23 protein-coding genes and 1 pseudogene are annotated in these 21,439 nt (G+C 29.3%); 9 read left to right on the top strand and 15 right to left on the bottom strand.

Annotated elements, in window-relative coordinates:
- Nucleotides 1-32: 32 nt before the first annotated feature.
- The 7 genes from T324_RS0110710 to T324_RS0110740 all read left to right on the top strand — a co-directional run bounded on the left by T324_RS0110710 (nucleotide 33) and on the right by T324_RS0110740 (nucleotide 5,956).
- Nucleotides 33-1,070 (top strand): substrate-binding domain-containing protein, encoded by a 1,038-nt coding sequence (locus T324_RS0110710; protein ID WP_051436839.1) that lies wholly within the window; start codon nucleotides 33-35, stop codon nucleotides 1,068-1,070.
- A gap of 140 nt (nucleotides 1,071-1,210) precedes the next feature.
- Nucleotides 1,211-1,639 (top strand): 50S ribosomal protein L19, encoded by a 429-nt coding sequence (gene rplS / locus T324_RS0110715; protein ID WP_028330253.1) that lies wholly within the window; start codon nucleotides 1,211-1,213, stop codon nucleotides 1,637-1,639.
- 51 nt (nucleotides 1,640-1,690) lie between these two features.
- Entirely contained in the window at nucleotides 1,691-2,515 is an 825-nt protein-coding gene (locus T324_RS0110720; RefSeq protein WP_028330254.1) for a sulfide/dihydroorotate dehydrogenase-like FAD/NAD-binding protein, read from the top strand.
- A gap of 160 nt (nucleotides 2,516-2,675) precedes the next feature.
- Nucleotides 2,676-2,864, top strand: coding sequence for a hypothetical protein (locus T324_RS17220; protein ID WP_028330255.1), 189 nt, complete (start codon nucleotides 2,676-2,678; stop codon nucleotides 2,862-2,864).
- On the top strand, nucleotides 2,821-3,075 hold the full coding sequence (locus tag T324_RS17765; RefSeq protein ID WP_028330256.1) for a hypothetical protein: 255 nt from the start codon (nucleotides 2,821-2,823) through the stop codon (nucleotides 3,073-3,075). Before T324_RS17220 ends, T324_RS17765 begins: the two co-directional genes overlap by 44 nt.
- A 75-nt stretch (nucleotides 3,076-3,150) precedes the next feature.
- Nucleotides 3,151-4,125 (top strand): acetylxylan esterase, encoded by a 975-nt coding sequence (locus tag T324_RS0110735; protein WP_028330257.1) that lies wholly within the window; start codon nucleotides 3,151-3,153, stop codon nucleotides 4,123-4,125.
- 37 nt (nucleotides 4,126-4,162) lie between these two features.
- Nucleotides 4,163-5,956: a glycosyltransferase gene (locus T324_RS0110740; protein WP_028330258.1), complete on the top strand. Its 1,794-nt coding sequence runs from the start codon at nucleotides 4,163-4,165 to the stop codon at nucleotides 5,954-5,956.
- 151 nt (nucleotides 5,957-6,107) lie between these two features.
- Here the strand turns inward: T324_RS0110740 and T324_RS0110745 are convergent, their stop codons facing one another.
- The 9 genes and pseudogenes from T324_RS0110745 to deoC all read right to left on the bottom strand — a co-directional run bounded on the left by T324_RS0110745 (nucleotide 6,108) and on the right by deoC (nucleotide 15,715).
- Nucleotides 6,108-7,286, bottom strand: coding sequence for a M20 metallopeptidase family protein (locus T324_RS0110745; RefSeq protein ID WP_028330259.1), 1,179 nt, complete (start codon nucleotides 7,284-7,286; stop codon nucleotides 6,108-6,110).
- A gap of 23 nt (nucleotides 7,287-7,309) precedes the next feature.
- Complete coding sequence (locus tag T324_RS0110750; protein WP_028330260.1) at nucleotides 7,310-8,263, bottom strand: ABC transporter permease; 954 nt, start codon at nucleotides 8,261-8,263, stop codon at nucleotides 7,310-7,312.
- A gap of 22 nt (nucleotides 8,264-8,285) precedes the next feature.
- A complete protein-coding gene (locus tag T324_RS0110755) occupies nucleotides 8,286-9,401 on the bottom strand; it encodes an ABC transporter permease (protein WP_028330261.1) in 1,116 nt (371 codons plus the stop codon).
- Nucleotides 9,402-9,571: 170 nt separating this feature from the next.
- A complete protein-coding gene (locus T324_RS0110760; protein WP_028330262.1) occupies nucleotides 9,572-11,113 on the bottom strand; it encodes an ABC transporter ATP-binding protein in 1,542 nt (513 codons plus the stop codon).
- A gap of 64 nt (nucleotides 11,114-11,177) precedes the next feature.
- A complete protein-coding gene (locus T324_RS0110765) occupies nucleotides 11,178-12,251 on the bottom strand; it encodes a BMP family lipoprotein (RefSeq protein WP_028330263.1) in 1,074 nt (357 codons plus the stop codon).
- Nucleotides 12,252-12,291: 40 nt separating this feature from the next.
- The gene (locus T324_RS0110770; protein WP_028330264.1) at nucleotides 12,292-13,377 is read right to left on the bottom strand and encodes a BMP family lipoprotein; all 1,086 of its coding nucleotides are present in this window, start codon (nucleotides 13,375-13,377) and stop codon (nucleotides 12,292-12,294) included.
- Between the two features lie 9 nt (nucleotides 13,378-13,386).
- A complete protein-coding gene (locus T324_RS0110775; RefSeq protein WP_028330265.1) occupies nucleotides 13,387-14,175 on the bottom strand; it encodes a nucleoside phosphorylase in 789 nt (262 codons plus the stop codon).
- 20 nt (nucleotides 14,176-14,195) lie between these two features.
- Nucleotides 14,196-15,010, bottom strand: a pseudogene (locus tag T324_RS17225) (nucleoside phosphorylase).
- A 51-nt stretch (nucleotides 15,011-15,061) separates the two neighbouring features.
- The gene (gene deoC / locus T324_RS0110795) at nucleotides 15,062-15,715 is read right to left on the bottom strand and encodes a deoxyribose-phosphate aldolase (protein ID WP_028330268.1); all 654 of its coding nucleotides are present in this window, start codon (nucleotides 15,713-15,715) and stop codon (nucleotides 15,062-15,064) included.
- 179 nt (nucleotides 15,716-15,894) lie between these two features.
- On the opposite strand from deoC, the gene T324_RS18785 reads away from it, so the two are divergent.
- Nucleotides 15,895-16,275, top strand: a complete 381-nt coding sequence (locus T324_RS18785; RefSeq protein ID WP_281171812.1) for a M20/M25/M40 family metallo-hydrolase — start codon at nucleotides 15,895-15,897, stop codon at nucleotides 16,273-16,275.
- Between the two features lie 25 nt (nucleotides 16,276-16,300).
- Nucleotides 16,301-17,035: a M20 metallopeptidase family protein gene (locus T324_RS17230; protein WP_281171813.1), complete on the top strand. Its 735-nt coding sequence runs from the start codon at nucleotides 16,301-16,303 to the stop codon at nucleotides 17,033-17,035.
- 5 nt (nucleotides 17,036-17,040) lie between these two features.
- Here the strand turns inward: T324_RS17230 and rimM are convergent, their stop codons facing one another.
- From rimM to T324_RS0110830, 6 genes are all read right to left on the bottom strand, one after another.
- A complete protein-coding gene (gene rimM / locus T324_RS0110805; RefSeq protein WP_028330269.1) occupies nucleotides 17,041-17,550 on the bottom strand; it encodes a ribosome maturation factor RimM in 510 nt (169 codons plus the stop codon).
- The gene (locus T324_RS0110810) at nucleotides 17,547-17,789 is read right to left on the bottom strand and encodes a KH domain-containing protein (protein ID WP_008726607.1); all 243 of its coding nucleotides are present in this window, start codon (nucleotides 17,787-17,789) and stop codon (nucleotides 17,547-17,549) included. The genes rimM and T324_RS0110810 overlap by 4 nt, the downstream gene beginning before the upstream one ends.
- 32 nt (nucleotides 17,790-17,821) lie before the next feature.
- Nucleotides 17,822-18,169, bottom strand: coding sequence for a 30S ribosomal protein S16 (rpsP, locus tag T324_RS0110815; protein ID WP_028330270.1), 348 nt, complete (start codon nucleotides 18,167-18,169; stop codon nucleotides 17,822-17,824).
- A 21-nt stretch (nucleotides 18,170-18,190) separates the two neighbouring features.
- Nucleotides 18,191-19,546 (bottom strand): signal recognition particle protein, encoded by a 1,356-nt coding sequence (locus tag T324_RS0110820; protein ID WP_028330271.1) that lies wholly within the window; start codon nucleotides 19,544-19,546, stop codon nucleotides 18,191-18,193.
- Between the two features lie 107 nt (nucleotides 19,547-19,653).
- Nucleotides 19,654-20,499 (bottom strand): carbohydrate ABC transporter permease, encoded by an 846-nt coding sequence (locus T324_RS0110825; RefSeq protein ID WP_028330272.1) that lies wholly within the window; start codon nucleotides 20,497-20,499, stop codon nucleotides 19,654-19,656.
- Between the two features lie 21 nt (nucleotides 20,500-20,520).
- Nucleotides 20,521-21,393, bottom strand: coding sequence for a carbohydrate ABC transporter permease (locus tag T324_RS0110830; protein ID WP_028330273.1), 873 nt, complete (start codon nucleotides 21,391-21,393; stop codon nucleotides 20,521-20,523).
- Nucleotides 21,394-21,439 lie beyond the last annotated feature (46 nt).

A 21,439-nucleotide genomic window follows, 5' to 3' on the forward strand; every position in this document is an offset into this window, starting at 1 on the left:
ATTGTTGATTTGAAAGGACTATGTAAAATATCATGGAAAATAATATTAAAGATTTAGAAAATATAAAAAGAGTTACACAAAAAGAAATAGCAAAAAGACTTGGAATAAGCAGAACAACAGTTGCCCGTGCTATCAATGGAAGTGAATTTATTAAAGAGGAAACTAAAACAAAAATATTGGAGTTAGCATCTCAATTAAATTATGAAAAAAATTATATAGGAAGTTCTTTAGCCAATAAAAAAGAAAAAATAGTATATTGTTTGGTTGCCGATTCATTTAATGAGTTTTATACAAGTGAAATAATAAGAGGCTTGAATGAGGTATCCAAAGAATACCACATGTACAACTATAATTTAAAAATAATAGCAACAGAAATACATTCCCCTAACAAGCAGGTAGATGTATTAAATGATATATTAAAAAATGATGATAATATAGATGGATTGATCATTACTCCTTTAAATAGAGAAATTATATACGACATTCTGAAACCTTATTTTAATAAAATAAATATAATATCAATAGGCAATAGGTTAAGTGAAAATATACCTCATGTTGGTCCGGATCATATAAAGCAAGGTATGATAGTTGCTGGTATATTATCTAATCTTTTGAGAGATAGTGAAAAGATTCTTGTAATAGATAATGGAGATGATAAAATATCTTCTGGAATGTATTTAGAAGGGTTTTTAAAAAAAATAATGGAATATAATTTAGAAATTGTAGGTCCTATATTCTGCGGAAATATAGAAGATAGTGTTCATACGATAAAAGAAATTTGTTCTAAAGAAGATATAAAAGGTATATATATAAACAGATATGCTCAAGAAATATTTGATATTATAGATAAAGATGTATTAAAAAATAAAAAGATAGTGTCTCATGGTATGGCAAGTAGTATAAAATCTTTAATAAAATCTGGTATAATATCTTTTACAGTTATGGAAGAGGTTTTTTTAGAAGGGTATAATGCCGGCAAGATTATGTTTGAAATGATTTATAAAAACAATATAGAGGCTAATTGGAAAGTTTCAGATTCTAAAATAATATTCTTAGAAAATTTATTATAATTATAAAATTCACTTGATAAAATTAACATATTATGATAGAATAATGCAATTAATATTTTATAATGTTATATTTGTTTATTTTTCAAGTATAAATGAAATTAATTAAAATTAAGATAAATAAAAATTAGGAGATTGCCACAATGGACCAACAGATAAGATTAGTAGAAGCAAAACATAAAAAAGAAGCTATTTTGCCTTTTGAAATAGGTGATACAGTAAAAGTATGGGTTAAAATCATAGAAGGTGACAGAGAAAGATTACAGGCTTATGAAGGTACTGTTATATCTATACGCGGTAAAGGAATTAGCAAAAGTTTCATAGTAAGAAAAATATCTTATGGAGTAGGAGTTGAAAGAATATTTTTATTGAATTCTCCTAGAATAGATCATGTTGATATCATACGTAAAGCTAAAGTAAGAAGAGCTAAGTTGTATTATTTGAGAAATAAAGTAGGTAAGAAAGCACGCTTAGTAGAAAGATTAGGAGTTAAAATCCCTAAACATTCAGATTTGATTAAAAATACTGCTGAAGAAAGTAAAACAGAAGTAAGTAGTTCTTCAGAAGAATAATATTTTTTAATAAATATTTATTGAATTTTTTAATTATTAAAGGAGAAATTTATGGGTTATAAAATAGTTGCCAAAGAGCAATGGTCAGAAAAAGTCTTTATGATGAAAGTTGTAGCTCCGGATATAGCTAAGCATCGTAAAGCAGGTAATTTTATTATTTTTAGATTAGATGAAAAAGGTGAGAGAGTACCTCTTACTATAGCAGATGCTGATCCAGAGGCAGGAACTATTACTATAGTAACTCAAAGTATTGGATACTCTACTACTAAACTTATGGGACTTAAAGTTGGTGATGAAATAATGGACGTTATAGGGCCATTAGGACAGCCTACTCATATTGAGAAAAAAGATGGTATAGTATTAGGTGTCGGCGGCGGTGTTGGTATTGCTCCTTTACATCCTATAGTTGAGGCACATCATAGTGCAGGAAATAAGGTTATTTCTATTTTAGGTGCAAGAGATAAATCACTTATTATTATGGAAGATATGATGAGAAAAATCTCAGATGAAGTTCTTATTTGTACTGATAATGGAAGTTATGGTGAAAAAGGCCTTGTAACTGATATGATTACTAGAATATATGAAAGAGGAGATAAAATATCTGAAGTTATAGCTATTGGTCCTGCTATCATGATGAAATTTGTTACTATACTTACTAAAAAATATAATCTTCCTACTGTTGTTAGTTTGAACCCTATTATGATTGATGGTACTGGTATGTGCGGATGCTGTAGAGTAAAAGTAGGAGATCAAACTAAATTTGCATGCGTTGAAGGTCCTGAATTTGATGGTCATTTAATAGATTTTGATCTTCTTATGAAAAGACAGGCTATGTACAAGAAAGAAGAGCATGAATGTAATTTGAAATTAAGCTAATTTAAATAAATATTAATTTATTTTAAAAAGTTATAATCTATTCTAAAGAATAGGTTATAACTTTTTTATTTAACTAAAATTAAGGTAGTTATCAATTTTTTTGTATTGAAAATTAAAAATTATATGATAATCTTAATATCTAATTATTAAGGATGAAATTATGAAGTTTAGTATAACGCCTAGTTTGAAGAAGGTTGATTTAAAAAATTTTGATTGGGAATGTCCAAATTTGCAGGTTACTTTAGATATTAAAAATGATAATTTTTTTAAAATTAAGATAAAGGAACTAAAAGTTAATATTATTAATGATAAAAACAGAAAAAAAACAGAAAATATTTGGGTACATTAATTCCAGCGATATAGTGGTTAATGCCAAAAGCAATACTATGATAATTTTAGATTTAATTTTGTACAATAAGGAATTATTATCATTTTTAACAGCATCATTGTATAATAAAGACCCTTATGTAAAAGTTGATATTGTCTATCGTTTATCTCCTATACCTTTTAAATTAAAAATGGAAAAGCAAATTAATATATTTGATTTTTTCAAAATTTAGTTTATATATTATAATTGAAAAAAAAGAAAATTATAATATACTAAAAACATCTTTATTATTTTAAGGAAATTAATTATGGCTTTTTTTGATTTAAGTTTAGAAGAACTTTATAAATATAAAGGCAGTACTGAAGAACCTAAAGATTTTGATGAGTTTTGGGAAAATAATTTAAAAGAAAACAAACATGATGCTGAAGCACAATATACTTTAATAGATACACATTTAAAATTATTTGATGTATGGAGTGTAAGTTTCAGCGGATTTGCAAAACATAGAATAAACGGATGGTATATAGCACCAAAGTATGCAAGAGAAAAAAAAGAAAAGTTAACATGTATAATGCATTATCCAGGATACGGCGGAGGAAGAGATTATCCTAATAAGCATTTGCTTTTTCCCTCTGCTGGATACAGCATATTTGTAATGGAGGTAAGAGGTCAAGGAGCGGAGGGCGGAAACGGAGCTACTACTCCAGATCCTATAGGTTCTACACCACATGCTGACGGATTTCTTACAATGGGTATATTAGATAAAAATGATTACTATTATAAAAGAGTTTTTATTGATGCTGTTAAATCTATTGAAGCTGCAAAACAACATGAACTTACTTCAAAAATTGCTGTAAATGGTACAAGTCAGGGCGGCGGTATAGCACTTGCTGTTTTAGGACTTTCTTCTCTTACTAAAGAAAATATTGAAGCTGCTATGATAGATGTTCCTTTTTTATGTGATTATAAAAGAGCATGCACCATCACAGATACTCTTCCTTATAATGAGATAGCAAGGTTTTGCAGAACTAATAGAATGCATGAAAAAAAAGCTTTTGAAACTTTATCATATTTTGATGGGGCATTATTTGCCAAGAGAGCTAAAGTTAAAGCTTTATTCTCTGTAGGATTGATGGATTTTATATGTCCTCCTTCTACTGTATTCGCTGCTTATAATAATTATGCGGGTGATAAATCTATTAATGTTTATACATTTAACGGACATGAGGGCGGAGACAATGAGCAAAGTGAAAGAAAACTTGAATTCTTATCATCTTTATAAAAAATAAAATAGTATTTTGTTATTAAAGCGGTAAATTATGATAATAAATGAATTGGTATCTATATTAGTTCCAGTATATAACATAGAAAAAACAATAGAAAAAAACATAAATATTTTAATAGAAAAAGTTTCTCCTTTTTTTATGAATTTTGAAATAATTATTTCTGATGATGGAAGCAGCGATAATTCAAAAGAAGAAATAAAAAAAATATGTTTAAACTTTCAGAATAATAATACAAATAAAAATTTGAAAAATATAATAGGTGTTTTTGCAAGAGAAAATCAGGGTAAAGGACATGCTTTAAAAAGAGCATGCGAAGTTTCTAATGGAGAGTATATAATATTCTGTGACGGAGATATGGAAATAGATCCTTCTCAATTAGAAAATTTTTTTGTTATTATGCAAAAAGAAAATGCTGATGTTGTTATAGGCTCTAAAAGACATAAAGATTCTGTGGTTAATTATTCTAATATAAGAAAATTAATATCTTTTATATATTTCATGTTTGTAAAAATATTTTTTCATCTTCCAATACAGGATACTCAAACTGGATTAAAACTTTTTAAAAGAGATGCTATAATCAATATTTTCCCAAGAATATTAGTTAAAGCATTTGCTTATGATTTGGAAGTGTTAGTAGCATGCAATTCAAATGGAAAAAAAATAGTATCTGCTCCTGTAATAGTTAATCCTAACAGACATTTCGGATTTATTAAGTTTCCTATTCTTTGGAGAACATTTATCGATACATTAGCTATATTTTACAGACTTAATATTGTTCATTTTTATAAAGATTTATTTTCTGAATTAAAAGAAAAGCCATTAGTAAGTATTATAATACCTTTAAAAAAGATTAATGATTATGTAAAAGAAGAAACAGAATATTTGCTTGAACAGATATACACAAATTTTGAAGTTATAATATTGCCGGATAAATATACTGAAGATGAAATAAACATAGAATTATTTAAAGATGAAAGAATAAAAATAATACAAACAGGAGAGCTTCCTCCAGCTATAAAGAGGTCTATGGGCGTAAAAAAATCTTCGGGTACTATACTTGCTTTTTTGGATGATGATACATATCCGGAAAAAGATTGGCTTTTGAATGCATTGAGAGCTATTGAAAGTAGTAAAGTTAATGCTTTAGGAGGACCTGCTGTTAATACACCAAAAGATAATTTTTCAAAACAGATAAGCGGCCTTATTTACAGTTCAACACTTATGAGCGGAAAGCATAAAGCAAGATATATACCTGATAAAGTTCAGTATGTTAATGATTATCCAAGCTGCAATTTTATAATAACAAGGGAGCTTTATGATAGGGTAGGTGGATTTGATAGTGAGTATTGGCCAGGAGAGGACACTATACTTTGTAATAATATAATGAAAGCGAATGAAAAAATATTATATACTCCGGAAGCATTGGTTTATCATCATAGAAGGGATTTATTTTTTGGACATTTCAAACAGTTAAAAAATTATGCTTGGCATAGAGGATATTTCGTTAAAAGATTTGGGGGAAACTCTTTAAGTTTATCATATTTTATACCGTCTATGTTTTTACTTTATACTATTTTCGTACCTTTTGCATTGTATTTTAATTTACCTCAAATATTAAATAATTATATTCCTAGTATAAATAAAAATATATTTCTAGCTTTATTATTGTTTCCACATAGTTTTTATGCTTTATGTCTTTTGGGAAGCTGGGTTAGTACACTTTCTCCCATAAGAGGTTTTTGCAAAGCTGTAGGAATATTTTTATCCCATCTGACTTACGGAGTTTTCTTTATAAAGGGATTTTTAAGAGGATTTATAAAAAATTAAATTCTATTTTTATAATGATACTGCTATTTTATCATTATTTATATTTAATTATATCATACTTAAAATATTGTATTGGCTTTTAATAATTTTATGTAATAAAATATTTTTTATATGTTAATACAAAAATAAATATATTATTGTATTAACAAATTTAATTACGTAGAAAATTAACTGCCCAATTAGCCATAAGTTCTGAAGGCATATTAAGGAAGCTTTCATCAATTTCGAATTTACTGTTATGATTAGGAATTTTTTTATCTGTTACAGTAGAAAATACGGCAAAACATCCTTTAACTTCTTTTAGATAATAAGAAAAATCTTCTCCACCCATACTAGGCTTATAATATTTATCCCAAACAGAATCTTTTGAAAATATATTCTCAGCGGTATTTCTTACGCTGTTGGTTATATCCCTATCATTAAATGTTACGCATGCATATTCTGTTATTTCAATTTCGCATTCTCCTCTCATTGATTCAGCAATAAGTTTAGATTTTTCTTTTATTCTATCAATAAAAAAATCTCTTATATTATTATCGAATGCTCTTATAGTTCCTTCTATTTCAACTTCATCAGGTATAATATTAAAAGCATTTCCTCCTTGTATTTTGCAAAGAGATAATATAACAGTATCTCCTGCATCTATTTCCCTGGTAATTATTGACTGTAAACCGTTTATTATTTCAGCAGACATAACTATAGGATCAATGCCTGACTGAGGATATGCTCCATGAGTTCCTTTTCCCTTTACTCTTATTATTATTTTATCGGTAGAAGCCATTATAGGACCTTCTTGTATTATAAAAACTCCGCTTGGCGTATTAGGAGCAAAACTTCCTACATGCACTCCGAATATGGCATCAGCATCTTTAACTGCATTCTCTTCTATCATTATTTTTGCACCAGTTCCTATTTCTTCTCCCGCCTGAAATAAAAACCTTATATTTCCTGAAATTTTATCTATATTGTCATTAAGTATTTTGCATGCACCTAAAAGTATGGCTGTATGTGCATCATGTCCGCAGGCATGCATATTGTTATTGCATGATTTATATTCAAAATCTGTTTCTTCTTTTATAGGCAAAGCATCCATATCCGCTCTTAAAGCTACAGTTTTTATATTATCTTTTTTATTATCATTATTAATATAAGCTATTATACCAGAATCTTTTTTATTTGTTGTATATTTTATATTTTTAAAATTATTCAGTTCATTTATTACAAATTCTCTTGTCTTAGGTAAATCTCCGCCTAATTCCGGTATAGTGTGCAAATATCTTCTGCATTTTACTATATAATCTAATATTTCTTTTGAGTCGTATTTAAGCATAAAAAAATCCAAATAAATTAAAATTAACGCATACTTTTATCATAAGGTATTCCTGAAGCTTTAGGAGCCTGTGAATTTTTAGATGTAAATGCAAGTACTATTATAGTTGTTATATAAGGTATCATTTTATATATACTATTAGGTATAGGTAAATTAGCAAGTATAGGTATTCCTGAATATGCTGATGCTAAAGTTTTCATAAGTCCGAAAAAGAAAGCAGCATAAAGTATTCTTATAGGCTTCCATTGTCCAAATATAAGTACAGCCAAAGCTAAAAATCCGTAACCTGCTACAGTGGCATTAAAGTTTGTAGAAGTAGGAATAACAAATACTAATCCGCCTAAACCTCCTAAAGCACCGGATATAGCAACACCAATATAACGCATTTTGTAAACATTGATGCCTACTGAATCTGCAGCTTGAGGGTGCTCTCCGCAGCTTCTAAGTCTAAGTCCGAACCTTGTTTTATATAATAAAAGCCAAGATAAAGCAAGTATTATAAATCCTATATATGTTGTTATATAAGTATTTTTGAATAACAAACTTCCTATTATTGGTATATCCCCTAATATAGGAACAGAACTTATTCTGAAATTATTTACAAAACTTATTTGCTGAACTACTTGAATAGCTCTTGTAATATATATAGCAAATGCAGGAGCAAATATATTTAAAGCTGTACCGCTTATAACTTGATCTGCTCCCATACTTATAGAAGCATAAGCATGAAGAAGAGAAAATATCATACCTGATAAAGCTGCAATGATCATAGCTATAAATAATGTAATAGTTGGAGGAAAATAACTTCCGAGTCTGCTTATAAAAAATATACTTGTGAAAGCTCCCATTATCATAATGCCTTCAAGGGCAATATTAACAACCCCACTTCTTTCTGAAAACATCCCTCCTAAAGCTACAAGTAAAAGAGGTATAGAAAAAAACATTGTCTGTTGTACTAGAAAATAAATTGTGTTCATCAAATTCTCCCTGTATAATTAATTACTCATTAGCATTTTTTTCTTTACCATTATTAAGTTTTTTATGCAAAAAACTAACTATAGATTTAAAAAGCAAAGCAAAAGCACTGAAATATATAATAGCAGAAATTATCATCTCTATAACTTCCGGAGTAAAATCATATATCTGCATATAAAATCCGCCTACAGTAATATGTGCTATAAAAAGACCAGCAATTAATATTCCTATAGGGTGTGAAAGTCCAAGTAAAGCAATAGGGATCCCCATAAATCCTTCCTCTGCCAATATATCAACAACTTCTATATGTTTACCCATAGTTGAAAGATATAAAAGTCCTCCGCCAAGTCCAGCTAAAGCTCCTGCTATAACCATAGAAAGAATAATGTTTCTTTTTTCGTTTATACCGGCATATTTACCAGCATCTTTATTGAATCCGCATGCTTTAAGCTCGAATCCGAATGTAGTTTTTGAAAGTATTATATACATAATTATAACTGCTATTACAGCAATTATAAATCCTCCGTTGGCATTTGAGCCTTTAAATATCATGTTTAGTCCCATTACAGGAATGATTGCAGATTCAGGTATATTCTGAGATTGATTTTTAAGCATATCATAAACTGTAAGTGTAACAAGATAATTAACTAAATACATACCTATATAATTCATCATAATGCTTGAAATAACTTCATTAACATTGAAATGAGCTTTTAAAAATCCTGTCAAATAAGCCCAAATACCTCCTGCTATAAATGATGCAATCAAAGCTATAACCCAATGAAGAACAGGAGGAAGAAATGTACATTTTACAGCAACTAATACTGCAGCATAAGCACCTACTATAAATTGTCCCGAAGCTCCTATATTAAAAAGTCCATTTTTAAAAGCAAATCCTACAGAAAGTCCTGTAAGTATTAAAGGTGTGGCAGTGTATACAACCTGTCCCATTCCTCTAGTTCCTCCGGAAAATCCTCCTGAAAGTATTGTCATAAAAGCGGGAAAAGCATCATGAACATTACTTATAAGAAGTATTATAAGTCCCAGAAGCAGCCCTATAACAATAGCAAGAAAAGAAGAAAATATATTAACAAATCCTTCTTTCTCTAAAATACCAGCCAATTTGTTTTTGAAATCCATTAAGTACTCCTTTTATAACAATACATTATTAATAATTAAAATTTTAAAATGTTATATTCGAACCATATACAAAATAAAAAAATTTATTATTTAATACACTAGTAATTTTATTTAATTAGTATGCTTTTTATATTTAGCAGATATCAAGTTTATTATAAACTCACTTTAATTTATGCACTTCTTTTAGAACCTGCCATGTATAAACCTAATTCATTAATAGTCAAATCTTTATTATTAACATTAGCTACAATTTCACCTTCATACATAACAAGTATTCTATCGCTTAAATTCATAACCTCATCAAGCTCCAAAGAAACAAGTAAAACAGCTTTTCCATTATCACGCTGCTTTATCAATTCTTTATGTATATATTCTATAGCTCCTACATCTAATCCTCTAGTAGGCTGAACAGCTATGAGTAAATCAGGGTTTCTGTCTATTTCTCTAGCTATTATAACTTTTTGCTGATTTCCTCCTGACATGCTTCTTGCTATAGTTTTTGCTCCTTCTGCACTTCTTATATCAAATCTTTTTATTAATTCATTTGCATAATTTTCAATTTCTTTAAATTTTAAAAATCCTTTATTTTGGAATCTTTCTGTAAAATATGTTTGCAATATAGTATTTTCACCTAAAGTATAATCGAGAACAAGCCCATGTTTATGTCTGTCTTCCGGAATATGTCCTATACCGCTTAATGTTTTTTTTCTTATAGATAGATTAGTAATATCTTTACCATTTAATGTAATAGTTCCGCTTGACATATCCATTAAACCTGTTAAAGCATATATAAGTTCACTTTGTCCGTTTCCATCAATACCGGCAATACATACTATCTCTCCGGCATGCACATCAAAAGAAACATTTTTAACTATATTTTTTTCACTTTTATTATGAACAGATTTAACATTCAAATTTTTTACAGAAAGTATTATATCTTTAGGATTAGCTTCAGTTTTTTCTACAACTAAAGATACTTTTCTTCCAACCATCATTTCTGACATTTCTTCTTTAGTAGTGCTTTTAACATCAATGGTGCCTATATATTTTCCTTTGCGAAGTACAGAACATCTGTCAGCAGCTTCTTTAATTTCATTTAATTTATGTGTAATAAAAAGAATAGATTTGCCTTCTTTTACTAATGATTTCATTATTTTTATAAGTTCTTCAATTTCTTTAGGTGTAAGTACAGCAGTAGGTTCATCAAAAATAAGTATATTATTATTTCTATAAAGCATTTTTAAAATTTCTACCCTTTGCTGCATGCCTACAGTTAAATCGCTTATCAAAGCATCAGGGTAAATTTCAAGCCCGTAAGTTTTACTTAATTCCATTACCCTTTTTCTTGCATCATCAACTTGAAGTATTCCATTTTTTACAGTTTCAACTCCAAGCATTATATTTTCCAAAGCAGTAAAATTATGAACAAGCTTAAAATGCTGATGCACCATACCAATACCTAAAGCATTAGCAGTATTAGGATTATCAATATTTACTTCTTTTCCATTAACTTTAATAATACCTTCTTCCTGTTTGTATAATCCAAAAAGTACACTCATTAAAGTAGATTTTCCAGCTCCATTTTCTCCAAGCAATGCATGTATTTCTCCACGTTTTAATTGAATAGTTATATTATCATTTGCTACTATTCCCTTAAAACGTTTAGTTATATTAAGCATTTCAACAACATATTCTGATAATTGATTTTCCATATTTAGAAGTCCTATAAAAAAATAGAGATACTGTCAAAAGCAGTATCTCTATATATAACAAATATTATTGTATAAAGTTAACTTTTACCACATCCAAAGGCAGATAAGTAACATCCTTAATTGTTTTTTCTGTAAGAACTTCTATTTCACCGCTTACAAGTTTATTATAAATTATATCATAATCATCTTGAGTAAATTTTTGAAATCTTGAAGTTGCCATAGGAAGTCCTACACCATGAACTTTTGCATCAAGTATTACAGATTTTCCTCCAGGGAATTTTCCATTATAAAAGTCATCTATAGCATTATAAACAGAATCTCCAAGCATTTTCATAGCAGAAGTAATAACAGTAGAAGATTCAGTACTTTGATCTATATCTACTCCTACAACATAAGCATTATTTTGCTCAGCAGCACTCATAACAGCGTTTCCAGCACCACCTGCAGGAGCGAATATTACTTGAACACCGCTTTGATACCAAGAATTAGCTAAAGTCTGATTTTCAGGAGTAGGGTCGAAGTTTCCTAAATAAGTATAATTTGCTACTATTCCTCCAAGAGGTAAATTTAACTCTTTAGCAGCATAATTTGCACCTTGTAAAAAACCGTATCCAAATCTCATAACAGCAGGAACAGCCATACCAGCCATAACACCTAAATTAGTAAATCCTTCTTTTACTATAGCATATCCAGCTAAAAATCCTGCCTGCTCTTCAGCATAAAGTACAGAATAAACATTTGTTTCTATTCTAAAATCACTGTAAGTACCATCTTGAGGTGTACCGTCTAAAAGTACAAAATTTACATCAGGATGAGTATCTTGAGCCTTATAAACAGCAGGTTCAAATAAATAACCAGGTGTTACTATTAATTTTGCTCCAGCAGCAACTGCTAAATCTATAGCATCAATGTATGCATCTGTGTTTTTTTGAGCAGGCTGATAATATTTATGCGATATATTTTTTTCTAGTGCATATTTAGTTAAGCCTTCCCATGAACCTTGATTGAATGCTCTGTCATCTATAGTACTAACATCTGTAATTAATGCCAGTTCATATCCTCCAGACTTTCTATTTTTTCCGCCGCATGAAATAATAAATATTATTAAAATAGCAGTTAAAATAAGATTTTTTTTCATGTTATCTCCTTTATTTAAATTAATTATTTATTTTTATTAATTATTCAATATATTCTACTTTTACAATATCAAGAGGAAGTTCATTTATATTTGTAACATCTTCACCTGTTAAAATTTTTATTTTATCTCCTACAAGCTGATTATATATATAATTATAATTATCTTCTGTAAAAACATTAAATTTTGAAGTTTTCATAGGTAAGCCTATTCCATTAACTTTTGCATCTAATATTATGTTTTGTCCACCATAAAAATTATTATTATAATATGAAGCAACAGCATTATAAACAGATTCTCTTATCATCTTCATAGCAGAAGTAATAACTGTAGGTGATTCAAAACTTTGGTCAACATCCACTCCTACAACTAAACCATTGTTGCTTTCAGCAGCACGCATAACAGAATGAGTTGCAGCACCTGCCGGAGCAAATATAACCTTTACGCCACTTTGATACCAAGAAGCAGCCAAATCTTGGTTTGCTGGTGTATCATCATAATTGCCAGTATATGTATATTTTATATTTAGCGAGCCTTTTGGAATTTCTAATTCTTTAGCAGCATAATCAGCACCTTGAATAAATCCATATCCGAATCTTATAACTGCAGGATGATCAACTCCTCCCATAACGCCTAAATTAGTATAACCTTCTTTTACAACAGCATATCCTGCTAAAAAACCTGCTTCTTCTTCAGCATAAAGAATAGCAATTGAGTTTTCTCCGGTTTTATAATTTGTATAAGTTCCGTCCTGAGGAGTACCGTCTATTAATATAAAATGCACATTAGTATATATATCCTGTGCTTTATAAACAACAGATTCAAACATATATCCTGGTGTTACTATTAATTTAGCACCTCCTGCAACCGCAAGTTCTACTGTATTCATATAAGAATTAAAATCTTTATCAGGTACTCTGTAGTATTTATGAGTTATGCCGTTTTTTTCTGCATATTCTTTGACACCTTCCCAAGAACTTTGATTAAAGGATTTATCATTTAGAGGACCTAAATCTATTAAAACTCCTATTTCAAAACCTGTTGGTGCTTCATTCTTATTATTTCCGCAAGAAAATAAAAATATTGAAGCTGCTGCAATAATAAATAAAATAATAATTTTGTTATACATTTTTTACCCCTACTTATTATATTTATATATTTTATCATTATTTATTAAAATTTTAACAGATTCAATAACAAAATTTATAGCATCTTCAATTGTATTTTCGTTATTATTTTTTTTATGTTCATGATTATGAAGAACAAACATAGCAGCACCAGTACGTACATTTTTAGCAGCCCCTACAGCAAAAAATGTTGCAGATTCCATTTCTGAAGCTAAACATCCTGTTTTTATATAGCTTTCATATTTATATATTAATTCTTTGTCTACAGCCATATTTTCAGGATTATGCTGAGCATAAAGAGCATCCTTACATTGAACAACACCTATATGTGTTTTTAATTTAGTTTTCTTAGTGGATTCTATCATAGCTTCCAATACGTCAATATTAGGTACGCATGGAAATTCTTTAGGTATATAATTATCCATAGTGCCGCCCATTTTTACAGCACCATTAACTACAATAATGTCTCCAGCATTTACATCACTATTCATTCCTCCGCAGGTACCAATTCTTATAAACGTATCTGCTCCAATTTTGATAAGTTCTTCTAAGGCTATAGCGGTAGAAGGGCCTCCAATACCATGAGAAACTACAGAAACTTTTATATCATTTATATATCCGGTATAAGTTACGTATTCTCTATAATCAGCCATTAATTTTGCATTATTTAATTTGTTTGCTATTAGAACACATCTTTTAGGATCCCCAGGCATTATAACATATTTACCTACATCTCCTTTTTTTAATTTTAAATGATGAACAAGATTATAATTTTCTTGATAATAAGCCTTTGGAAACATTATTTATCCTCTATTATTAATCATCTTTTATTATCTTTTTCATTTAATAATACTACAGCTTCTAATGCTGTTAATATCATATTTTCTATATTGTCGCTGTATTGTAAACGTGTATCCATTCTATCTATCATTGTATTTTCGACAATATGCATTATTCCTCCAGCTCTAACTTTTCTTAAAGAAGCACATGCAAATATGGAAGCACATTCCATTTCTGATGCTATTGCTCCGCATAATGTATAATATTTAAGGTTGTTTTCAAACTTTTCTCTGAAAAATGAATTTTGAGGTTCAAGTTCTCCGTAAAAACAATCTTTACTATGAACTACGCCTATATGATAATTATGCTTTCTCTTTTTTGCGGCATCTCTTAAAGCAAATACTATATCTGTATTAGCAATTGCAGGATATTCTATAGGTATATATTCTTTTGAAGTTCCTTCATCTCTTATGGCAGCCTGTGCTATAGCTAAATCATTAGGTTTTACTTTTAAGCTAAGTCCTCCGGCAGTACCTACATGTATAAATGTGTCAGCACCTACTTCTATAAGTTCTTCTACAGCTATTGAGGCAGAAGGTCCTCCTATTCCTGTAGAAGTTACAGATACATCAACATTTTTATATTTGCCTGTTGCTGTAACATATTCTCTGTAATCAGCTTTTAATTCAACATCATTTAAAAATTCTGCTATATATTTTACTCTTTTAGGATCTCCTGGAAGAAAAGTACATATTTGGCAACATCACCTTTTTTTAATTTAGTGTGATACTTAAGAAGTCCTTTTTGAAAAGCGTCTTCATCATAAAATGGCATTGGATCTTTGACTTCTTCCATAGTTTCTATAACTCCTAACAAATAATATAATTAACTTTTAATTCAGTTATTTTATTGTTTCTGCGATTTTACTATGGCAATTCCGCTGCTTGTTCCGATTCTGCTTGCACCAGCATCAATCATTTTTAAAGCATCCTCATAAGTTTTTATTCCGCCTGATGCTTTAATTTTTACTTCTTTGCCTACAGCACCATGCATAAGTTTTATGTCATGTTCTGTAGCACCTCCATTAAAAAATCCAGTGGAAGTTTTAACAAAATTTGCTCCGCATTCTTTGGCTATTTTACATGCTAAAACTTTTTCTTCATCTGTAAGAAGAGATGTTTCTATAATAACTTTTAAAACACTTGCAGAACATGCATCGCGTACTTTTTTTATATCACGTTCAAATAAATCTATTTTTTTGCTTTTTAAAAATCCAATATTCATAACCATATCTATTTCATCAGCCCCACTGTCTACAGCAAATTTGGCCTCATAAGCCTTTGCTTCTTTCATCATAGCACCAAGCGGAAATCCTACTACAGAACAAACTTTTACATTAGAATGAATTAAAAAATTATAAGCTACATTAACATAAGCAGAGTTTACACATACAGAATGAAATCCGTATTCCTTTGCTTCTATACATAACTTTCTTATTTCTTCTATTGTTGCTTCTGGTTTTAACATGGTATGATCGATTAATTTACTTATATTATTCATTTTATATACCTCATACTATTATATGATATAGAATATTTATAATTTGTCAAATTTTATAATTATGAAATTTCGATATAATTTAATGACTTATATATTATTTTTTTATTACAAATGATATTTTGTTATAATATTATTGTATGATATAATTTTAATAGTATCTCATTATAAGGTATAAAAATATGGATTATAAAAAATTAAATGATATCATAGTCTCTATGAGAAGAGATTTGCATAAAATACCAGAAGTAGGAACAGATCTTCCTCAAACAAAAGAATATGTAATAAATAAATTAAAAGAATTAGGTATTGATTATAAAGAGTCATCAATAGATTCAGGGCTTGTATGCGATATAGGAGATTTGAACAGTAATAATATAGCTGCTATAAGGGCTGATATGGATGCATTGCCTATAAAGGAGGAAACAGATTTTGAATATGCATCTAAGAACGGAAATATGCATGCTTGCGGACATGATGTGCATACAGCCTGTCTTTTAGGAGCAGCATATTATTTACTTGAAAATAAGTCAAGATTAAAGGGTAGAGTAAGATTGATTTGAGGAATTAGCAAGAGGGGCACATAATATGCTTAATTCCAAATTATTAGACGGAGTTAATGCCATAATAGGAACACATGTAGGTACTTTAGCATCAAATGTTCCTAGCGGAGAGTTTGTGATTCAGGATGGGGCTTTAATGGCTTCTAATGATAGGATATTTATTAAAGTTATAGGAAAAGGCTCTCATGGTGCTTATCCTCATTTATCTGCAGATCCAATATTAACTGCAAGTCAAATAATACAGGCAATATATAATATAAAAAGCAGAGAAATATTGGCAACAGATCCTATAATTATTTCGATATGCATGGTTCATGGCGGAAGTCAGTATAATATAATACCTTCAGAAGTAAATATAGAAGGAACTTTCAGAACTTTTAGTGAACAAAATAGATCATATATAACAGAAAGAATAAAAGAAATAGCAGAATCTATTGCTGTTTCTAACAGAGCTAAAGCAGAAGTTGTAATAAAACGCAGAGGAGCGCCTGTTATTAACGATGTAAAAATAGTAAAACAATTAAATGAAGTTTGTGATGAATTAGGATTTAGAAAACATAATAATCATGTTTTATCTATGGCGGGAGAAGATTTTGCTGATTATCTTGAAACAATTAAAGGTTCATTTATATTCTTTTCTACAATGACAGAAAAAAATATAGCTCATCATAATAGTAAATTTGAAGTAGATGAATCTAAATTGTATCAGCCTTCCGTTTTGATGAGTGAATGGGCTATAAAATATTTAAGTGAATTTTAATATTATTATTCATCATCAAATATAGGTTTTTCGATGATTTCTATTGTTTTGTTTAATTTGTCTGCTTTTCCAAAATAAGCATGTACATAAGGAATGGATACCACATTTCCATTTTCTTTTAATTTGATATCAAATACATAATTGGAAGGCAGACTATAAACATCAACGATTTCTCCATATAAATTATTATCTAGATCTATGACTTTATATCCTATAATTTCTGCCTCATAAAATGTATCATCATCAAGTTCCGGAAGATATGAAGAATCTACAAATATATCTAATCCTATCATTTCTTTTGCTTTTTCTATAGAGTCTATATTTTCAATAGCCAAAACAAAAGCTTTATTTTTCTTTTTAACATTTAGAAGATTAAATGTTTCATTATTAATAATAATAGGTATATTTTTGTTTAAAACAGGAAGAGAGGTGAAATAACTTTTATCAGCAAAAGCTATTTCAACCTCTCCTTTTAAACCATGTATACCTGTGATTCTTGCATAAAAAATAATCAATTGTCAATAATCTCAAGCATTACACGTTTACCACTTTTCATGGAAGCTGCAAAAAGAATAGTGCGTAATGCATGAGCAATACGACCTCTTTTACCTATAATTTTACCTATGTCGCTTTGGTTTACTTTCAATTCCAGAATCGTACTCTTCTCACCCTCAATAACTTTAACACTTACACCTTCAGGCTCATCTACCAACTTTTTAGCCAAATACTCAATAAGCTCTTTTTCTTCCGTCATAGCACACTCCTTTATATATTATAAGACGTAAATTAAGCCTCGCTTGATTCAGGCTTAGCTTGTTTACGATGTTTGCGTCTTTTTTCAGGATTTTTCAATGCTTTTCTCTTTTTGCGTTCAAGAGGAGCACCTTTATCTTTCTCCATCAAACCTTCTTTTACAAGAATACTTTTTACTACATAAGTCGGCTGTGCTCCGTTAGAAAGCCATTTTTTTACACTATCAACATTTAACTTATATAGGACATCTTTAGCTTTAGGGTTAAACCAACCTAACTCTTCAATAAAACGACCATCGCGTGGAAAACGAGCATCTGCTGCTACAATACGATAATGAGGCTCATGTTTGCGACCTATACGTTTTAATCTTAACTTTACCACCTTTTTTTTCCTCCAAGTTTATTACATTAATTTATTTAAATCATCTATAGACATACCCATACCCTCTAAGGATTTTGCGAGCTTATCCATCTTTTTAGTGCTGCCCATCATGTTTTTCATCATAGTAAATTGTTTTATCAACTGATTTACATCATAAACACTTTGACCGCTTCCTTTAGATATTCTCATCTTTCTTGAATTATTTAAAGGAAATAGGGCTAGTCTTTCTTTTTTAGTCATTGACTGTATAATAGCCTTATACTTTTTAAATTTTTCTTCCTCACGGTTTAATAGTTCTGTATCTATATTTGCCATTCCAGGAAGCATAGAAGTCATTTTACTTATACCGCCCATTTTGGCAGTAGCTTCTATCTGTTTTAGGAAATCGTTATAATCAAAATTATTTTCTATAACTTTTTGAAGCATTTCCTGTGCTTCTTTTTCGCTTATAGCGGCACGGGCTTTTTCTACTAATTTTACTATATCTCCCATACCAAGTATCTGACCTGCTACTCTTTTAGGATCAAATACATCTATATCTTCTAAATGCTCACCTGTTCCCACAAATTTTACAGATGAACCTGTTGCATATCTAAGAGATAATGCAGCACCGCCTCTTGTACCTGAGTCAAATTTGGTGAGTATTACCCCATCTATTCCTATGTTACTTTGGAAATTTTTTGCAACATCATAAACACTTTGACCTGCTGTAGAGTCAACAACCAATAACTTTTCTGTAACATTAGCAGAGTTTACAACACGTCTAAGTTCAAGCATCATTTCATCGTCTATTTCCAAACGTCCGGCTGTATCAACAAGTATCATGTTGTACTGCTCTTTTTTGGCTATAGCAAGAGCTTTTTTGAGTATTTTATATGCTTTTTTCTCTTTAGTGTCTATATGATATGGAACTCCCACCTCTTTGGCTAAAACTGCAAGCTGTTCCATAGCTGCTGGTCTGTGAATATCAAGACCTACAAGCATAACACGTCTTTTATCTTTATAATATTTAGCTAATTTGGCAGAAGTTGTAGTTTTACCAGAACCTTGTAAACCGAAAAGGAGTGTGATAGTAGTTTTTTCAACAGGCTCTAGTTTTAACCCGCTTTCGCCTTCGCCTATCATATTGACTAATGTATCATGTACATCTGCTATGAATTGATTAGCAGGATCTACACCTTCTAATTTTTCTTTTCCTATAGCTCTATTAGTAGCTTCTTCTAGGAATTTATTAGCAGCTTCTAAGGATACATCGGCAGATAAAAGTGCTTCTTTAATAGTTATAAGGCTGTCTGTTATATCTTTATCAGACAAAACTTTTTTATCGCGTATTTTAGAGAATACGCCGGATATAGATTTTGTTAAATTACCAAACACAATAAAAAAATAACCTTAAATATATTATTTCCAAACCATATTATACACAATATATTTAAAAAGTCAATATTTTCAAAATTAAGTTTGTATTATGTATCAAATTTATGCTATTTTGTAGCACCGCCTGTCATTCCGCGTACTAAGAATTTTCTAAATATTATTGCTAATAAAGCAGGAGGAAATATTGCTAAAAGTCCGGCTGCTGTTGTTATTCCATATTGTATGCTATCTTTTGACACAAATTCAGACGCAACTATTGATATCGGTTTTGTTGCGGCAGAGCTTGCTAATATAAGAGGTATTTGAAATTGCCCCCAAGACATTAAAAAAACAAGCAAAAAGGCAGACATAATAATCGGAGCAGATATTGGAAGCATTATTCTAAATAATACATCTAATTCATTGCATCCGTCTATATATGCCGCTTCTTCTATATCTGAAGGTATTGTGTCAAAATAGTTTGAAATCATCCAAGTATTTATAGGTAAAAATGATGTTACATATATAAGTGATAGAGAAAATAAATTATCAAGCAGTGACATCAATGAGAACATTCTATAAAGAGGTATGATAGTTGTAAATGCAGGAATAGCCATAGATATAAGTATTATTGTTTTTATAACCTTTCTGCCTTTAAATTTCATTTTTGATATTGCATAAGCACATAGTATTGAACAAGGCAAACATAAAAATATTGTTATGAAAGCAGTTTTGATTGAGTTAATTATGCCTACAAAAAACATTTTTGATTGTCTGTCAGATGCAGTAAATAGTTTGACATAATTATCTATTGTAGGTTCTTTCGGCAGAAAAGTTGATGTGTTTTTAAACATTTCATATTCTGGAGTAAAACTTACAATTATAGCCCATATAATAGGACCTAATACTATTATTACAAAAAATATTACAGATATATAGTACAATAAATTTACTCTTTTCTTTTTTATTTTCATTGTTTATTCACTTTTATTTTTTTATATATATTCAATTTTTTTAGACATAGCTCTTATATAAAGCATACCTAAAACACCTGCTGTAATCATAACTAAATATGTTAAAGAACTTCCGCGTCCGAAATCCAAAAATGAAAAAGTTATCATATAGTTTTCCAGCAATATAGTTTTTCCTAAATTACTGTAACCGGATATTGATATAACTTCATCGAATACATTAATAGCAGATATGGATGTAAAAGTTAATATTATTCCTAATGCTGGCATTAAAAGAGGTAATGTTATTCTTGTAAACATTTGAAATCTATTAGCTCCGTCTATACTAGCAGCATCATATACTGAATCTGGTATGGCTCTTATTGATGATAATAAAACTATAGTGCAAAATGGTATATTACGCCATGCTATAACTATTCCTACAATAAGCATTAAAGAATATCGATTTGATAAATATTGTATTGGTTCTTCTATAAGGTTAAGATTATACAAAATTTTGTTTAAAAATCCGTAACCAGGATAAAATATCCATTTCCAAAGTATGCCATTTACTACAGGAGGCAATGCCCAAGGTATAACAGCTATAGCCATTAGTATATTTTTTAGTTTACTGTCAACATCTAAAATTAATGCAGATAAAAGTCCGAACAATACACATATAATTATAACTATAATCATTATCATTATACTGTTTTGTAGAGAATACCAAAAATCAAATGATTTTAAAGTTGCAATATAATTATCAAATCCTATAAATGCTGTATCCTTTGGTGCTGTTAATTTCATTTTTCTTAAACTATAAAAGAATGTTACTATTATAGGATATAATACAAAAACAGACATTATTATAAATGCCGGTAATATTAATATATATGGTAAAACTTTACTCTTTTTCATAATCCAAAAATATTTTGTAATTTTTATACAAATATACTTAAACTAT

This window comes from Brachyspira alvinipulli ATCC 51933, assembly GCF_000518245.1.
GTDB classification, from domain to species: domain Bacteria; phylum Spirochaetota; class Brachyspiria; order Brachyspirales; family Brachyspiraceae; genus Brachyspira; species Brachyspira alvinipulli.